The following is a 16,541-nucleotide window of genomic DNA, read 5'->3' as shown; positions in this document are numbered from 1 at the left end:
GAGAGGCCATGCCCATCCTGCCCTACGGCACGTGGCCGTCGCCGATCGACGCCCGGACCGTCGCCGCGTGCGACGGACGCCCGGACGACGTCGGCTTCGTCGGCGACGACGTGTGGTGGACCGAGCCACGCCCGAAGGAGGACGGTCGACGCACTCTGATGCGCCGACGCTCGGACGGCGCCGTGGAACAGATGCTGCCCGCGCCCTGGGACGCGCGCAGCCGCGTGATCGAGTACGGCGGGCGGCCGTGGACCGGACGAGCCGGCACGGACGGTTTCCTCGTCGTGTTCGCGCACCGTGCCGACCAACGCCTGTACGCGCTGCGGCCCGGCGGCGAACCTCGCCCGTTGACCCCGGTGTCGGCCGTCGGCGGTGGCCTGCGATGGGCGGAACCGTCGCTGCCCGACGGGCGAGCCGAAGTCTGGTGCGTAATGGAGGAGTTCACCGGCGACGGCCCAGGCGACGTGCGACGCGTCCTCGCCGCGGTTCCGTTGGACGGCTCGGCCGCCGAGGACCGGGATGCCGTGCGCGAACTCGTTCCCGAACGACACCGGTTCCTCAGCGGACCGCGACTCTCCCTGGATGGCCGCCGGGCCGCCTGGCTCGCCTGGGATCACCCCCGCATGCCGTGGGACGAGACCGAGTTGCTGGTCGCCGAGGTCGACCCGAGCGGCGTGCTCGGGGAGCCGGAACGCGTGGCCGGCGGTCGGAGCGAGTCGGTGGCCCAGGTGGAATGGGCCGCCGACGGCGCGTTGTTGTACACCTCCGACCGCACCGGCTGGTGGAACATCCATCGGGACGGCGCCCCCGTGTGCCCGCGCGAGGAGGAGTTCGCCGGCCCGCTGTGGAGACTCGGCCTGCGCTGGTCCGCCCCCCTGGACAACGGTCTCGCCGCCGTCCTGCACGGACGCGGGGCCCTGAGGCTGGGCATCCTCGATGTGGAGTCCGGCGAGGTCGTCGACGCGGCGGGCCCCTGGACGGAATTCGCACCCACGCTCGCGGTCCTCGGTGACCGGGTGGCCGCCGTCGGCGCAAGCCCGCACAGCGGGTACGAGGTGGTGGAGCTGGACGCCCGGACCGGACACACGAGAGTCGTCGGCCACCCCCACCACGACGTCGTCGACCCCGCCTACTACCCCCGGCCCCGGGTCCGCACCTTCGTCGGCGCGGAGGGACGCGAGGTGCACGCCACCGTCTACCCCCCGCGTCACCCGGACTGCGTCGCCCCCGAAACCGAGTGCCCGCCGTACGTCGTGCGCGCCCACGGTGGGCCCACCGGCCGGTCCACGCTCGCGCTCGACCTGGCGATCGCCGCCCTCACCTCCCGGGGTATCGGGGTGGTGGAGGTCGACTACGGTGGTTCCTCCGGATACGGCCGGGAGTACCGCGACCGGTTGCGCGGAGAGTGGGGCGTCGTCGACGTGGCGGACTGCGCGGCCGTGGCGCTGGCGCTCGCGGCGGAGGGATCCGCCGACCGTGACCGGATCGCCGTGAGCGGCGGCAGCGCCGGCGGCTGGACGGCCGCCGCCTCGTTGGTCGGCACCGACGTCTACGCCTGCGGCACCATCGTCTACCCCGTCCTGGACCTGGTCGATTGGGCCGCGGGCGGGACCCACGACTTCGAGTCCCACTACCTGGAGACCCTCGTCGGCCCCCACGCACGGGTGCCCGAGCGCTACGCCGAACGCTCGCCGGCCGCGCACGCCGACCGGATCACCGCCCCGTTCCTGCTGCTCCAGGGTCTGGACGACGTGATCTGCCCGCCCGCCCAAGCCGAGCGGCTCCTCGCCCGCGCCACCGAGCGAGGGGTGCCGCACACGTACCTGGCCTTCCCCGGTGAGGGGCACGGGTTTCGACGGGCGGAGACCATCGCCCGAGCGTGGGAGGCCGAACTGCGCCTCTACGAGGAGGTGTTCGGTATCTCCGCCCTGATCCGTCCCCACCCCGGACCCGTCGGATGAGGACGGTGCTCCTCGGCGCACGGTGCCGCGCACCGACGGACGTCCGGGTGCCGACGGCGAGCCCGTCAAGGGCGGTTGCCGACCCGAGCTTCCCCGACCCGCTCGACCACGGCGCGGAACGAAGGACTTCGGCCCGGTGCGGAGGTCGTGATCCGCGCCGAACCGAATGGACGCCCACTCGTTCGACGTCGGTCAGTCGAGATCCGGATCACCCGTCCGGAACCTCCCCGCACGGGACGCCCGGTTCCGGGTGGTCGGCCTGGGGCGTGCTTCCGGCTACTCCGTCACGGGCAGGCACTCGGCGAGCAGGTCGACGACGTCGCGCCAGGCGCGCCTCGCGTGCCGCGGGTGGTAGGCGACGCCGGGGACCGTCGGGTGGTCGACCGGCGGATGATGGAAGGCGTGCAAGGCACCTCCGTAGACCGTGAGGCGCCAGTCGACGCCGGCGGCCCGCATCTCGGCGGTGAACGCGTCTCGGCGCGCGGGCGGCATGATCGGGTCCTCCGATCCGACCCCGGCCCACACCGGGCAGCGAATCCGCGCTGCCTCGCCCGGTCGCCCCGTGGTGGTCGCGTTGACCGTCCCGATCGCGCGCAGGTCGGCACCGGCGCGTCCGAGTTCCAGCGCGATGGCGCCCCCGGTGCCGTAGCCGAGGGCGGCGATCCGGGCCGGGTCGGTTCGCGATTCGGCGCGCAACGCGCCGAGCGCCGCGCGGCCGATGTCCCGCATTCGGTCGGGATCGGCGAGCAGCGGCAGGCAACGGGCCAACATCTCCTCGGGGTCGCCCAGATAGCGCCCACCGTGAAGGTCGAACGCCATTGCCACGTAGCCCAGTTCCGCGAGGGCATCGGCCCGGCGTCGCTCGACGTCGCTCAGGCCCATGCCCTCCGGTCCGAGCAGCACCGCCGGCCGACGGTCGCTCCCGGCTGGGACCGCGAGGTGCCCGATCATCGTCAGACCGTCCGCCGGGTACTCGACCGTACGTGTCGTCATCGCCGTCATGGGACAAGAACGTAGTGCCCGTCGCGCCCCGCCCTACCGCTTTCCGCCGTCGGCGCAACAGCGCCGCCCGTGCGCGCCCGGATCCACCGCGGACCCGCGCCGCGTTCGATCTCGACGCCCCGCCCGAGGCACTGGCTAGGCTCGACGGCATGTCCGAAGATCCCAACGGCCACCGGGACACCTGCCCCCGGGTGGCGATCCGCCCTCTCACCCTCGCGGACGCGGGGGAATTCACCGCTCGGGCCCGGGAGAGCGCGGAACTCCACCACCCCTGGCTGTTCCCCCCGACGGACGCGGACGCCTACGACACCTACGCCAGGAGGCTGATCGAGGACCCGGCGAAGGCGGGATTCCTGGTCTGCGAGGCGGACGACGGTGCCATCGCCGGCTTCGTGAACGTCAACAACATCGTCCACGGTGCCTTCCGCAGCGGGGCCCTGGGATACGGCGCCTTCCGCCACGCCGCCCGACGAGGGCTGATGAAGGAGGGGGTCGGCTTGGTCGTGCGGCACTGCTTCCACCGGATGGGACTGCACCGCCTGGAGATCAACGTCCAGCCCGGCAACACGGCGTCGATCGGCCTCGCGCGCGCCTGCGGCTTCCGCCTCGAAGGGTTCTCTCCCGGCTTCCTCTTCGTCGACGGGGCCTGGCGCGACCATCAGCGTTGGGCCCTGACCGCCGACTCGCGCCGGTCGACGTACTCGTAGACCGCGCCGTCCGGGTGGCGCGCGACGAGACTGCGGCCTGCCGGGGTCGCCATGGGGCCGGCGACGATCTCGGCGCCCAGCGCGCCCAGCCGGTGGCCCGCCTCCTCGACATCGGTCACCGCCACGGTGGCGGAGATCTTGCGGAGGAGCTCCAACTGGGCCTCGGCACCGCTCATCACCAGGAAGCAGCCGACCGCCGCGGCCTCGACGCCGCCCCGTTCGAAGCGCAGGGCCTCCGTCCCGGCCAGGCCCTCGTAGAACGGGATCGCCCGGTCCAGATCGTCGACGTAGACGCGCAGTGTGGCTCCCAGAATGTCCATGCGGGAAAGCCTAGTTGGGGCGCGCGAGCGCGGCCTCCCGGTCCGCCGACCCCGCCGGTCCGGCTCCGGGCACCACGGGCGTCGGGCACCAGAGGCCCGTCGTGACCGGGGCGAGCGCTCCGGGCTCCGAGGCGCGCCCCCGCCCGGTCGAGCGGAGCCGGCGGGGACGTCGGTCGTCGAGCGCGGTGTCCGCTCACGCACGGTGACGGCACCGCTTCCCGGTCACCCCCGATCCGGTGCAGCGGTGTGTCGAGGTGGCCACGAAACCCCGGTTCCGGCGGCGAGGGGCTTTCGGGAGGTTTGCCTCCTTGTGTCCCGGCCACCCGGGACCGTGGGAGACCGGCTCGGGATCGTCGCGCGAACGACCCCGCGCCGACCTCACCCGCCCGCGCGTGGAGCGTCGGCGCGGGCGTCGACCTCTCTCGGCTCGAAGGAGCGAAGCGCCGCACGACCTCCGAGGAACCAGGTGAGCACGTACGTCTACGGCATCACGTCCCGCTCTCATCCCCCGCCGAGGGGAGTGAGCGGCGTCGGGGATCCGCCGTGTGCCGTTCGCTCGCTGACCCGGGGCTCCTTGGCCGCGCTCGTCAGTGATGTCCCGGTGTTGCCGCGCCCCGGGAGGGCCGACCGTCGGGCCCACGCGCGCGTTGTCGCCCACGCCGCCGCCACGGGCACCGTGCTGCCGCTCGGCTTCGGCACCCTCGCCCCGGACGACGAGGCCGTCACCGGCCGGCTCGCCCGGCGGGCCGAGCACTACGCCGAACGCCTCGACGCCCTCGCCGGGCGCGTCGAGTACCGGCTCACCGCGGGTCCCCGATCGCGCGGGGTGGACGCGGCCCTGCGCAGAGCCCTCGAACCGGAGGTCGAGGCGCTCACCGCGGGCACCGACGCGACGGGGCGGTTCGCCCGGGTGACGTGCCTGGTCGACCGGGCCGAGACCGAGTCCTTCCTGGGTGTCGTGGCGCGAGCCCGGCGGAACCGGCCGGACACGGATGTCGGGGTGGACGGCCCGCTGCCGCCCTACGACTTCGTCGAGTCCTGCCCCCCGCCGACGCCAGCGCCGCGCGGAGCGGCCGGTGGGCCGCTCGAGGTCGCGGGCGGACGGGGAGCGACGTCGTGACCGCCTTGCGTTACGTCTACGCCCTCTGCCGGCCGTTCGGCGCGGCGCTCCAGGTCCAGCCGGCCGGTGTCGGCGGAGACCCTCCCCGGATGCTGCACCACCGGGGGCTGGTCGCGGTGGTCGGTCACGTGCCCGAGGAGGACTTCGCCGAAGCGTTGTCCACGGCGTCCGGCGCGGAGGCCGTGGAGCGGGCCCACCAGCAGGTCGTCGACGCGCTCACGGCCGTCACCACCCCCCTGCCCTTCCGGGCCGGGGTCGTCTTCCGCGACGACAGCGCCGTGCGGGTGATGATGGAGCGCTGCGAGGCGTCTTTCTGGGACACGCTGGAGCGGCTGGAGGGATGCGTGGAGTGGCGGGTCCGGGTCTTCGACGCGACCTGGGAGCTCGCGGGGCGCGACGTGGTGGACGACTTCGCCGCCCGTCTGCATCGCGACCTCGCCGACCGTGCCGACGAGGAGCGTCTTCGGGTCCCGCCCGAGGAGGAGCGGCCCGAGCGGTCGGAGGACGGGGCCGAGCGGACCGCCCTGGACGCCGCGTACCTGGTGTCGCGGACCGCCTCCGAGGGGTTCGTGGAGCATGTACGGCGCGCCGCGCGCGATGTCCGGGGAGGCCGGGTGTGGCTGACCGGACCGTGGGCGGCCTACGACTTCGCCCAGGACGACGGCCCCTGGCGTGATGCCGACCCCGTACCCGGAATGGGCGAGGGCGGGGAGGCGAACGACGGGTGAGGGCGCCGGCACCGTCCCCGTCTACACGCCTTGCGGGACGGGGCGGGCACCCGCCTCCTCGGAGCGGGTGTCCGCGCCGGTGGCCAACTTCTCACGCGCGAAGGCCAGGTTCCGCGCGACGCGGTCGCGGTGTTCCTCGGGCAGCTCCGACCCGTCGAGGAGGCGCAGGCAGCAGTCCCGGGACTCGGCGTACTCGCCCACCCAGAAGGCGGACACGGCGAGTTCGTCCAACGCCCGCCACGCGTACCACTCCCACTCCACGAACAGGATGTCCCGTGGGAACGGGATCCGGGCGGCCTGCCGCGCGAACAGGTGGGCCAGTGGCCAGCGGCGGCCCTCCGTGCGACAGTGTCGCGCCAGGTCGCCCAGTGCCTCGGCTCTGATGGGACGGCTCTCGTGGGCGCGCAGGTAGCGGTCCACCACGTCGGCGGCCGGTCTGCCGAGACTCGCGGCGAGACGGGCGGCGTACAGGTGCGAGCAGAAGACCTCCTCGCCCCAACCCCCCATCGAGGCCCGACGCTCGTACTGGGCGAGGGACTTCTCCGGTTCGCCCGCGTCGCGCCAGCTCTGCGCCAAGTAGAAGACGTAGCGGGTGTTGTCGGGTTCATCGACCAGGCCCCGCTCCAGGACGGCGGCGTCACGGAGGTACTTGTTCCGCCTGCCCTCGCCCCGGAGTCGCGCCCCACCGCCCAGGGAGATGATCCGTGCGCCTTCGAGGGTCCCCAGCGTGTGGGATCGCCCGCAGTCGATGTACTCGTGCAGCACGCCGACGTAGCGCCAGGGCATCCGGGTCGAGACCAGCGCCGGGCGCCAGTGCACCAGGCTGCGGTCGCGCAGGGCCACCCGGTAGGCGTCCAGCGTCAGCTCCGGCCGACGGAACCCGTCGTCGATCTCCATGATGTCGTCGGCGTCGATGAAGAACAGGTAGTCGGCGCTGTCGCGAGCGAGCCGGATGGCCTCCGTGCGGCTCCCGTCGTATCCCTTCCACGGCCGCTCGTACAGCTTGCCGGGCAGGTCGCCGAAGGTTTCCCGGACGACCTCCTGGGTGCCGTCGGAGGAACCGGTGTCGACGACGACCCAGGTGTCGATCAGGGGACGCACCGATTCGAGACAGCGGCGGATCACCGGCGCCTCGTCCTTGACGATCATGTTCAGGCAGACTGTGGGTTGCACCGGTGCCATCCATTCCTTGGTACGGGCGGTCCGGGGGACGCTATCCATCCGGGCATTTCCGGACAAGTGGGATGGAGTGGAAGGGTGGCGCGTGTCGGGCTCGACCGTCCGGGCCGGGGGTCTCAGGAAACGTCACCCGTCGGCGGTCGGTAGACCGTGAGGGCCTCCGGCAGCTTTCGCAGGGTCAGGTCGCCCCGCGTCTCGCGGACCTCTCCGTCGTAGGCCAACAGAGTTCCCGCCGCCAGGTCGGTCAGGCGGAGCCGTCCCGTCGTGACGGCCGTGTGGGCCGGGGAACGGGTCAAGGGCCCCGCGAGGGCGGCCGAGAGCAGTCGTGTGGCCGGCCGCCGGCCTCCGCGCACCACCCGCACGTCGAGTCGGCCGTCCGCCAGGTCGAGCCTGCGGCCCGGGGAGAGCCCCATCCTGTGGTACGTGCCGTTGCCGGCGAACAGCAGCCACAGAGGGCGCCGGCGTCCTCCGATGCCGGCCTCGACCGGGTGTCGGTCCGCTCGCAGGACCCGGACGGCCGCGAGCACCCCGGCCGGCCACTCGCCGATCCGGCCCGACCAGCGCTCGCGCTCCCGCACCAGCTCCGGGTACACGCCGAGGCTGAAGGTGTTGAGGAAGACGCCCCGCCGGTCGTCGCCGACGAACTCGCCCACGTCGACCCGGACGGCCGAGCCGCTCTCCAGGGCTCGGCGCAGGTCCCGCGCGTCGCGTACGCCGAGGTCCTGGGCGAAGTGGTTCAACGTGCCGCCGGGGAGGACGGCCAGTGGCAGCCCGCTTTCCAGGGCGACCTCCGCGGCGGTGTTGACGGTTCCGTCGCCGCCGCAGACGCCGAGCACCCGGGCGTGTTTCGCCGCTCGCTCCAACTCCTCGCGGATGTCGTCCGGTCCGCACGTCACGATCCGCGCTTCCGGGAGTTCGTCGCGCACCGCGCGGATCCTCGTCGAGGTCCCGGAGGAGGTGTTGGCCACCATGACCAGGCCCGCGCCCCGCCGCACCGTCGGTGCCTCGGCTCGGGAGGCGGCGGGTCGTACCGATTCGACGAGTGTCGGCATCAGTCGCCGGGCGATCCAGGCGGCACCGACGCCCAGCGCGGTCCCGGCCAGGACGTCGCTGGGGAAGTGGACGCCGGTGTAGACCCGCGACAGGGCCACCGCCCCCGCCGGCAGGGCCACCGCCGCGCCCCAACGGGGCGACTCCATGGACACTCCGGCGGCGAAGGCGGCGGCCGAGGCCGCGTGTCCGGAGGGGAACGACGTGGTCGTGGGCTGCCTCGGCAATCGACGGACGTGGGGCACCGGGTCGAGCAGCGGGCGAGGTCGTCGCACCGTGCGCTTGCCCAGGGTGTTGATGGTGAGGGAGGCCAGGCCGAGGGAGGCCACCCCCCGCAGCGCCGCTCTGCGGGCACCCGGGGCACGGGTCAGGCCGAGCGCCGCCGCCGTGGCGCACCACAGCAGTCCGTGGTCGGCGGCGCGACTCAGCCGGGGAAGCACTCGGTCGCCGCCCGGCCAGTGGTGCGCGGCGACCGCTTCGAACAGACGTCGGTCCAGGTTCAGGAAGGCTCCCTTGACGCGATGGGGGCCGGGCTGCGTCATGGTCAGGTCCGGATCGGGGCTCATGTCGAACGCCTACCCCGTGCGCGCCGTTTCGCGCAGCCCGACTCGGCGCCGCACGCTCGGCACCGGCGCCCCGGACGGAAAAGCGGTTGGCGCCCCCGGGAGCCGCGACGCAGAATCGCCTGCCATGGGTCATATCGAAGCCGCGCACCTCTCCTACACCCTTCCGGACGGGACGCCACTGCTCGACGACGTCTCCTTTCGGGTCGGAGAGGGTGCCGTCGCGGCTCTCGTCGGCCCCAACGGCGCCGGCAAGACCACGCTCCTGCGCCTCCTGGCGGGCGAGTTCGCCCCGCACGGGGGTGGTGTGACGGTCAGTGGAGGTCTGGGGGTGATGCGGCAGTTCGTCGGATCCGTGCGGGACGAGTCGACCGTTCGTGACCTTCTGGTGTCCGTGGCGTCCCCCCGGATCCGCGAGGCGGCCCTGGCGGTCGACGTCGCCGAGCACGCCGTCGTGACCGTCGACGACGAGGCCGCCCAACTGGCCTACGCCCAAGCCCTCGCGGACTGGGCCGAGGCGCGCGGGTACGAGGCCGAGAATCTGTGGGACATCTGCGCCACGGCCGCCCTCGGTGTGCCCTACGACCGGGCGCGGTGGCGACAGGTGCGCGATCTGTCCGGCGGCGAGCAGAAGCGACTGGTGCTGGAAGCGCTGCTGCGGGGCACGGACCAGGTGCTGCTCTTGGACGAGCCGGACAACTATCTCGACGTTCCGGGCAAGCGCTGGTTGGAGGAGCGACTCCAGGAGACCCGCAAGACCGTCCTGTTCGTCTCGCACGACCGCGAACTCCTGGCCCGGTCCGCACAGCGGATCGTGTCGGTGGAACCGGGGCCGGCGGGGTCCGACGCCTGGGTCCACGGTGGCGGCTTCGCCACGTACCACGAGGCCCGCCGTGAGCGCTTCGCCCGCTTCGACGAACTGCGCCGCCGCTGGGACGAGAAGCACGCCCGGCTGAAGCGCCTCGTCGCGGACCTCCGGCAGGCCGCGGCCAACAGCCCCGCGATGGCCTCCCGGTACCAGGCGGCCCGCACCCGGTTGCGCAAGTTCGAGGAGGCGGGACCTCCACCCGAACCGCCCAGGGAACAGGACGTCCGGATGCGCCTGAAGGGTGGTCGGACCGGAGTCCGCGCCGTGACCTGCGAGGAACTGGAGCTGTCCGGTCTGATGCGCCCCTTCGACCTGGAGATCCGGTACGGCGAGCGAGTCGCGGTCCTCGGCTCCAACGGCTCGGGGAAGTCGCACTTCCTGCGGCTGCTGGCGGGCGAGGACGTGGAACACACGGGTCGGTTCGGGCTGGGTGCCCGGGTCGTGCCGGGACACTTCGCCCAGACGCACGCCCACCCCGAGCTCGAAGGGCGGACCCTGCTCGACATCCTCTGGCGCGAGTACGCGCAGGACCGAGGAGCCGCGATGGCCCGTCTGCGCCGCTACGAGCTGGGCGGACAGGCCGAGCGGACGTTCGAACGTCTCTCGGGCGGCCAGCAGGCCCGCTTCCAGATCCTGCTCCTGGAACTGCGCGGCGCCACGGCCCTGCTCCTGGACGAACCCACCGACAACCTCGACCTGGAATCGGCCGAGGCACTCCAGGAGGGACTGGAGGGCTTCGACGGCACGGTCCTCGCGGTCACCCACGACCGTTGGTTCGCCCGTTCCTTCGACCGGTTTCTGGTCTTCGGGGAGGACGGTCGGGTCCGCGAGACCTCCGAGCCGGTCTGGGACGAGCGTCGGGTCGAGCGCGCGCGGTGACCGGCGCCCTCGGTGGGGCGGCCGGGGAGTCGCCGCACACCGGTGGTGGGGTGATGCGGTCCTCACGCGGGGGTACCCGGGCGCCATGAACGCTCACGACACGCGGGACGACGCGACGACCGGAGTGGAGCCGAGCCGGCTCGACGACGCCCAGCTCATGAAGGAGCTGGAGACGATCCACCGGACACGCCACGACACGCTGCTCTACGGATCCGACGAGGCCCTGGGCACCCACAGCGACCGGATGGCGCGGCTGGAGGGAGAGTGGCTGCGCCGCAACCCCCGTCGACCTGTCGCGGCCGGGCGTACCCGAGAGGGCGCGCGCGGGCGCGGCGGCGGTCGGGCGGAGCCCCGCGCCCGCGAGGCCTGAGCGGCACCGGACGGGGTGCCCGGGAGGCGGCTCCCGGGCACCGCGGCCCCGCTCGGTGAGGGACACCGGGGCCGAGCGGCGGCGTGTTGCGGCGTGTCGTGGTCGGGCACATGGTGGTCCCGAGGGAACCCCCCTCACGTCCCCTCGGGACGCGGAGGACAGGAGTGACCCATGGACCTGGCCTACGACTACCCGCTGCTGAGCATGTTCTGGACCCTGCTGTGGTTCTTCCTCTGGATCATGTGGTTCATCCTGTTGATCCGTGTCATCGGGGACATCTTCCGCGACGACGAACTCGGCGGGTGGGGGAAGGCGGGGTGGCTGATCTTCGTGATCGTGCTGCCGTTCCTCGGCGTCTTCGTGTATGTCGTGGCACGCGGTCGGCACATGGGTCGCCGGGAGGTCGCGCACGCGCGGGCGCGGCAGGAGGAGTTCGACACCTACATCCGGAAGACGGCCGGCGGCGGTGGCGGCACCGGAAGCCGGGCGGAGGAACTCGCGAGGCTCTCCGAACTGCGCGGTCGGGGGGAACTGACCGACGAGGAGTACACCCGGGCCAAGCGCCTCGTCCTGGGGGACGCGCCGGCGGCCGACGGCGGCGCCGGCGGCCCGGGTCCCCGGGCGGCCGACTCGCGCGACGGCGGATGACGGGACCCCTCGCCCGGGACCCGTTCACCCGACCAGGGGCGGCGGCGCCGCTCCTCCGGTTCACCCGCTCGCCCGCCCGAGTCCCCCGGACGGGGCAGGGTGGCGGGCGAGGCGGCGAGGGAAGGGCTGTGATGGCCGCGGGGACACGAGCGTGTCCCCGCAGCCACCGCGCGAAGGGGAGCCCACCTGATGCGCCGCACCGCACGAGCCCTGTCCACCGCCGTGGTGGCCGCCTACCTGACGGGCGGCGTCGCCGCCGCCGTGCCGGAAACCGGCCCGACGCCCGCGCCCTCCCCGGCGGCACCGGAGCGGCGGGACGCCGGAGTTCCGACGGCGTGGTCCGTCCCGGCCACGGTGGCGCCCGGCGGCGCCGTGGACCTGTCCGTCTCCTGCCCCGCGCCCGACGGGACGCCGCCCGACACCGTGGCGGCCTCGTCGCCGGTCCTGGAAGGCGGCGGCGCGACCCTGCGCCGGGACCGGACCGTCGGCGAGGCGAACGACGGAGCGGTCGCCTACGCCGGCAGCGCGCTCCTCGCCTTCGCCGATCCGGCGGCGGGCCCCGGCGAACCTCTCGGCACCGAGGGCACGTGGACCGTCGACGGAGTCTGTCCGGAGGCCGCCGACGCACCGGTGGGTGTCCGAGCCTGGAGTGTGCCCCTCACCGTCCGGGGCGAGGCCGCGGACGACGCCTGCGGGGAGGCGACCGACCTCGGCGAGCCCTGCCCCACCGACCCGACCTGTGCGGAACCGGAACCGGACCGGAACCAGGCCCCGGACCCGGATCCACTCTCCGCTCCCGAACCGGACCAGGACCAGCCCGACACACCAGGGGCCGAGGCCGAGGCCGAGGGCGAACCGGAGCCGGAGGTCGAACAGCGCGAAGACCGGCCTCCGGAGCAGCGCCCCGGGGGCGCCGCGTGTCATCCCGACGAGGCGGCGGAGGGGCAGGATCCCTCCGGCGAGGACCCTGTGGAGGAGCGTCCGGCAGACCGACCCCCCTCCGAGGAGCGCGTCCCCGAGACGGCGGCTCCACGGCTCCCGGGAGCGGTCCACGCCGGCTCGGGCGGCTCGCTCTCCGACTCCCTTCCCGCCCTGGTCGCCGGAGGCGCCCTCGTCGCCGGCGCGTGCGGGCTGACCGTGCACCGGCTGGCCCGGGGCCGGTTCGGTGGACGGCGCTGAGGCCGTCGGCTCCGCTGCCGGAGCCGAGCGGGATCGTCGCCCGCCCGGAGCCGTCCGGAGGGCGTGAGCGGGCGGGGAACCTTGGCCGATGCGCGAGGTGGCGGCGCCCGAGGCCCGACGACGCAGGCGGTGGCACTCACGGCCCGGAGGTGGCGGATGCGGAGCACGATCGGCGAGACGACCCGGGGAGGTCATGGCTCCGTCCGGTACGGACCGTCGATCGCCGGTGACGGCTTCCCCGTTCCGCCGGAGTTGTCCCGGGCCGTCGCCGCGGCGGCGACCCGCCCGGAAGGCGAACGGGCCGGAGGCGGTCCCGAACTCCTCGACGCGGCCTGCGGCTACTGGCGAGGACGCGGCCTGCCGACCGGGCTCTCCCGGACGGCCGCCGCACCCGGCGCGGCCGTCCTGTTGCCGGCTCTCTCCGCCGCGTTGGGTGGGGACGTGTTGGTGCCCCGTCCCTGCGCGGCCTGGTGGGTGCCGGCCGTCAGACTCGTGGGCCGGCGCGCCTTCCAGGTGCCGACCGCCGCCGAGAGCGGCGGCGTGCCGGACCCCTACGCCCTGCTGGAGACGGTGCGTCGGGCCCGGGCCGAGGGACATGACCCACGTCTGCTGGTGGTCTCGATCGCCGACGATCCGACCGCCGCGGTAGCGCCCCCGGACGTCCTGTACGAGACCACGCGCGTCGCCGTCGGCGAGGGGCTGCACCTGCTGAGCGACGAGACCTGGCGCGACACCGTGCACGATCCCCACCAGACCGTGGTGGTGAGTCCCGCGGAGATGGAGCCGGAGCGGGTCACGGTCGTCTGCGACCTGGCCGGGGCGTTCCTGCCTCCCGGATGGCCGGCGGCCGTCGCCCGATTCCCCGCCACGGCCTCGGGCGACGGGCTGCGGGCTCGGGTCCTGGACGTCCTCACCGCCCTCGGCGCCCGCGTGGCGACCCCCGTCGCCTCGGCGGCGGCGTACGCGCTCGCCGAGCCCGAACCGATGGTCCGCCACCGCTCCGTCGCGGTGCGGTGGCACGCGCGTTCGGCGGCGGCCGTGCACGCCGCCGTCGTCGCCGGCGGGGCGCTGTGCCGGCCCCCGAGGTCCGGCCGTCACCTGTATCCCGATCTCGAACCGTTCCGCGAGGCCCTGCTGGGTCACGGCGTGCGCGACGCGCAGGAGTTGGAGGATTTCCTCACCGCGCGGCTCGGCGTGCCCACCCCCGGCGGACACCGGTTCGGCGACGAGCTGGGGGCGCTGCGCGTCCGCCTGTCCACGGGACCCCTGTCGCGGGTGGCGGCCGAGGGAGGATCGGACCTCCTCGCCCGCGCCGACCCGCTCGACGCACCGGCCGTGCGGGAGGCGTTGTCCACCCTCGAAGCCGTTCTCGGAGATCTCCGCGACACCCGGCGAGAGGAGCCTCCCCGATGACGCGGCAGCCCGATCCGACCCCGGCCACGGGGTCTCCGGACGCGGACGCGCCTACGTCGCCCCCGCCCCCCGATCTCCCGGCGCCCGAGCTTCCCGACCCGCTCGCGCCGGGTGTGCGCCGGATGTGGCCGAGAGCGTTCCACGATCGACTGACCGCCCCGCTGCCCGGCCTGCGCGCGGTCGCCCGGTTCGCCCGGGAGGGGGCCGTGCGGCCGGGGCCGGAAGGACTGGTCGACGTGGGCCGGCTGCCCTTCGCGCCGGGGCCACTTCCCCGGGTCGACGCCCGTGGCATCGCCGTCACCTGGGCCGGGCACGCCAGTTGGGTCCTGCGGATCGGTGGGCTCACCGTCCTGACCGATCCCGTCTGGTCGCGCCGCGTCCTGGGCACGCCGGCCAGGATCACCCCGATCGGAGTGGCCTGGAGCGCGTTGCCGCCGGTCGACGCAGTCGTCGTCAGCCACAACCACTACGACCACCTGGACGCCCCCACCCTGCGCCGGCTTCCGCGGGACACCCCGTTGTTCGTACCGGCGGGTCTGGGGCGTTGGTTCGACCGGCGGGGGTTCACCCGCGTGACGGATCTCGACTGGTGGGAGGCGGTCGAGCTGCGCGGGGTCCGCTTCGACTTCGTTCCGGCGCACCACTGGTCCAAGCGCACGCTCACCGACACCTGCCGCAGCCTGTGGGGAGGTTGGGTGGTCACCGCCCCCGACGGCCGCCGTGTGTACTTCGCCGGGGACACCGGGTACGGCCACTGGTTTCGTCGGATCGGACGTCGCCACCCCGGCATCGACCTTGCCCTGCTCCCCATCGGCGCCTACGCGCCGCGCTGGTGGCTGCGCGACGTGCACTGCGACCCCGAGGAGGCCGTGCTCGCCACCCGGGACCTCGGGGCGCGTCGGATGGCTCCCATGCACTGGGGGACGTTCCTGTTGTCCTGCGAGCCCGTCCTCGAACCCCTCACCCGGGTGCGCGCCGCCTGGGAGGGCGCGGGGCTGCCCCGCGAGGACCTGTGGGACCTGCCGGTCGGCGCGAGCCGCGTCCTGGACTAGGCGTTCCGTCCCGGGAGGGTTGTCGGGGCCGGCGACCGCGCCGAAGCGAGGGTCGACCTCAGGCCCGGGCCCGTCGGGGCAGGCGTCGCCGGACGGCGGGGGCCGCGCCGATCGCGACGGTCAGCGCCGCCGCCGCCGCCACTCCCGCCCACGGCTCCCGGAACAGGGACCCGCCGAGGACGCCGATCACCTGGTAGGTCAGGGTCCAGGCCAGGCAGGCCGGCAGGTCGCCCCGGACGAATCGGCGGACCGACCAGTCGGCGAGGAGGCAGGCCGACATCACCGGTATTCGGCCCGCCGGCACCAGCCGTGACACGACCAGTACCGCCACTCCGTGCTCCGCCAGTTTCACCCGGGCGCGTTCGAGTCGGTCCTCCGGGGCCCGCGCCCGCAGCGCCTCCAGCCAACGGGAGCCGTTTCGCGACCGTGTCCCGCGCCGTCCCAGCCAGTACAGCGTGAGGTCTCCCAGGAAGGCGGCCGCCGAGGCCGTCGCGAACAGCAGCCCCAGCGAGAACGCCGAGTGGTGGAAGGCGACCACGGCCGCCGAACTGACCAGGACCCCTGTCGGCACCACCGGCACCAGGGAACCGATCAGGACCAGCAGGAACAGGGACGGATACCCGAGCGCCTGCTGGGTGGTCTCCGTCGGGATCGCCGCCGGGGCGACCTCCAGGAGGATCACCGCCCGACCCGAGGTCGAACGCGTTCCCCGTGGCCGAGTCGGTGGACCCGCACAGCCGGCGCGTGGAGCGCGGCCAGGCGCACGAACTCATCGCCCGGCGCGTGGAACTCGTGAGGGCGCACGGCGTCCATCCCGATGGGCCAGTACGTGCCGTAGTGCACCGGCACGGCGCAGACGGGATCGAGCAGGGCCGACACCCGCGCCGCCCGCCGGGCGTCGAGGTGCCCCTCCCCGAGGTAGGGACCCCAGCCGCCGACGGGCAGGAGTGCCACGTCGACGGGTCCCACTTCCCTCGCCATCGCCTCGAAGAAGCCGGTGTCCCCGGCGAAGTACGTGCGGGCCTCGCCCTCGATCACGTATCCCAGCGCGGGGGAGTGGTGGGGTCCGACCGGGAGGCGCCGGCCGTCGTGTCGGGCCGGCACCACCCGTACGCACAGGTCGCCCACCCTGATCTCGTCACCGGGCGCGACCTCGGTCGGCCGCAGGTGGGAGAGGCGTTCGAGCCCGCGGACCGCACGGGAAGCGCCCCGGGGCACCAGGAGCCGGGTCCCCGGAGCCAGTAGGGCCAAGGAGGGGACGTGGAGATGATCGGCGTGCAGGTGGGACACGAGTGCCACATCCGCGCGCCGGGCGCGCGCGGGGGGAACGCCCCCGCGCCTGCGTCTGAGATGCGCCAGCCGGCTCGCGAACAGCGGGTCGGTCAGGACGCGGGTGTCCGAATCCTCGACCGTGCAGGTGGCGTGACCCCACCAGGTGACCTCCACAGGCACCTTCGCGCCTCCTCCGTGCGACTCCCGGAAGCGTACGCCCGGCGGTAGGG

Annotated in this window: 16 protein-coding genes; 10 read left to right on the top strand and 6 right to left on the bottom strand. The window is 74.1% G+C overall.

The window, feature by feature from the left end:
* Positions 1-8: 8 nt before the first annotated feature.
* The gene (locus tag JEK78_RS02485) at positions 9-1,961 is read left to right on the top strand and encodes a prolyl oligopeptidase family serine peptidase (protein WP_200262457.1); all 1,953 of its coding nucleotides are present in this window, start codon (positions 9-11) and stop codon (positions 1,959-1,961) included.
* A gap of 276 nt (positions 1,962-2,237) precedes the next feature.
* On the opposite strand, the gene JEK78_RS02480 is transcribed toward JEK78_RS02485, so the two are convergent.
* A complete protein-coding gene (locus tag JEK78_RS02480; protein ID WP_200262456.1) occupies positions 2,238-2,963 on the bottom strand; it encodes a dienelactone hydrolase family protein in 726 nt (241 codons plus the stop codon).
* Positions 2,964-3,112: 149 nt separating this feature from the next.
* Here JEK78_RS02480 and JEK78_RS02475 point away from each other — a divergent pair, with 149 nt between their 5' ends.
* On the top strand, positions 3,113-3,670 hold the full coding sequence (locus JEK78_RS02475) for a GNAT family N-acetyltransferase (protein ID WP_200262455.1): 558 nt from the start codon (positions 3,113-3,115) through the stop codon (positions 3,668-3,670).
* Here JEK78_RS02475 and JEK78_RS02470 read toward each other — a convergent pair.
* Positions 3,622-3,990, bottom strand: a complete 369-nt coding sequence (locus JEK78_RS02470) for a VOC family protein (protein WP_200262454.1) — start codon at positions 3,988-3,990, stop codon at positions 3,622-3,624. The genes JEK78_RS02475 and JEK78_RS02470 overlap by 49 nt on opposite strands.
* Before the next feature lie 466 nt (positions 3,991-4,456).
* Between JEK78_RS02470 and JEK78_RS02465 the strand changes: the two genes are divergently transcribed.
* Positions 4,457-5,110 (top strand): GvpL/GvpF family gas vesicle protein, encoded by a 654-nt coding sequence (locus tag JEK78_RS02465; RefSeq protein ID WP_200262453.1) that lies wholly within the window; start codon positions 4,457-4,459, stop codon positions 5,108-5,110.
* Positions 5,107-5,838 (top strand): GvpL/GvpF family gas vesicle protein, encoded by a 732-nt coding sequence (locus tag JEK78_RS02460; RefSeq protein ID WP_200262452.1) that lies wholly within the window; start codon positions 5,107-5,109, stop codon positions 5,836-5,838. The genes JEK78_RS02465 and JEK78_RS02460 overlap by 4 nt, the downstream gene beginning before the upstream one ends.
* 21 nt (positions 5,839-5,859) lie before the next feature.
* On the opposite strand, the gene JEK78_RS02455 is transcribed toward JEK78_RS02460, so the two are convergent.
* Positions 5,860-7,020, bottom strand: a complete 1,161-nt coding sequence (locus JEK78_RS02455; RefSeq protein ID WP_200262451.1) for a glycosyltransferase — start codon at positions 7,018-7,020, stop codon at positions 5,860-5,862.
* A gap of 113 nt (positions 7,021-7,133) precedes the next feature.
* Positions 7,134-8,633, bottom strand: coding sequence for a phosphatase PAP2 family protein (locus tag JEK78_RS02450; protein WP_200262450.1), 1,500 nt, complete (start codon positions 8,631-8,633; stop codon positions 7,134-7,136).
* 124 nt (positions 8,634-8,757) lie between these two features.
* On the opposite strand from JEK78_RS02450, the gene JEK78_RS02445 reads away from it, so the two are divergent.
* The 6 genes from JEK78_RS02445 to JEK78_RS02420 all read left to right on the top strand — a co-directional run bounded on the left by JEK78_RS02445 (position 8,758) and on the right by JEK78_RS02420 (position 15,039).
* A complete protein-coding gene (locus JEK78_RS02445) occupies positions 8,758-10,377 on the top strand; it encodes an ATP-binding cassette domain-containing protein (RefSeq protein ID WP_200262449.1) in 1,620 nt (539 codons plus the stop codon).
* 85 nt (positions 10,378-10,462) lie between these two features.
* Positions 10,463-10,747: a DUF6158 family protein gene (locus tag JEK78_RS02440; protein ID WP_200262448.1), complete on the top strand. Its 285-nt coding sequence runs from the start codon at positions 10,463-10,465 to the stop codon at positions 10,745-10,747.
* A 171-nt stretch (positions 10,748-10,918) separates the two neighbouring features.
* The gene (locus JEK78_RS02435) at positions 10,919-11,395 is read left to right on the top strand and encodes an SHOCT domain-containing protein (RefSeq protein WP_200262447.1); all 477 of its coding nucleotides are present in this window, start codon (positions 10,919-10,921) and stop codon (positions 11,393-11,395) included.
* 189 nt (positions 11,396-11,584) lie between these two features.
* Positions 11,585-12,574 carry a hypothetical protein gene (locus JEK78_RS02430; protein WP_200262446.1) on the top strand — a complete coding sequence of 330 codons (990 nt, stop codon included), beginning with the start codon at positions 11,585-11,587 and terminating at the stop codon, positions 12,572-12,574.
* 156 nt (positions 12,575-12,730) lie between these two features.
* Positions 12,731-13,987, top strand: a complete 1,257-nt coding sequence (locus tag JEK78_RS02425; RefSeq protein ID WP_200262445.1) for an aminotransferase class I/II-fold pyridoxal phosphate-dependent enzyme — start codon at positions 12,731-12,733, stop codon at positions 13,985-13,987.
* Positions 13,984-15,039 carry an MBL fold metallo-hydrolase gene (locus tag JEK78_RS02420; RefSeq protein WP_200262444.1) on the top strand — a complete coding sequence of 352 codons (1,056 nt, stop codon included), beginning with the start codon at positions 13,984-13,986 and terminating at the stop codon, positions 15,037-15,039. Before JEK78_RS02425 ends, JEK78_RS02420 begins: the two co-directional genes overlap by 4 nt.
* 58 nt (positions 15,040-15,097) lie before the next feature.
* Here the strand turns inward: JEK78_RS02420 and JEK78_RS02415 are convergent, their stop codons facing one another.
* Both JEK78_RS02415 and JEK78_RS02410 read right to left on the bottom strand, forming a co-directional pair.
* Positions 15,098-15,721, bottom strand: a complete 624-nt coding sequence (locus tag JEK78_RS02415; protein ID WP_200262443.1) for a VTT domain-containing protein — start codon at positions 15,719-15,721, stop codon at positions 15,098-15,100.
* The gene (locus JEK78_RS02410; RefSeq protein ID WP_200262442.1) at positions 15,718-16,491 is read right to left on the bottom strand and encodes an MBL fold metallo-hydrolase; all 774 of its coding nucleotides are present in this window, start codon (positions 16,489-16,491) and stop codon (positions 15,718-15,720) included. Before JEK78_RS02410 ends, JEK78_RS02415 begins: the two co-directional genes overlap by 4 nt.
* Positions 16,492-16,541 lie beyond the last annotated feature (50 nt).

The organism is Streptomyces sp. HSG2 (assembly GCF_016598575.1).
Classification (GTDB): Bacteria; Actinomycetota; Actinomycetes; order Streptomycetales; family Streptomycetaceae; genus Streptomyces.
Note: the sequence above shows the minus strand (reverse complement) of the source record. Positions and strands in the feature narration are given on the sequence as shown.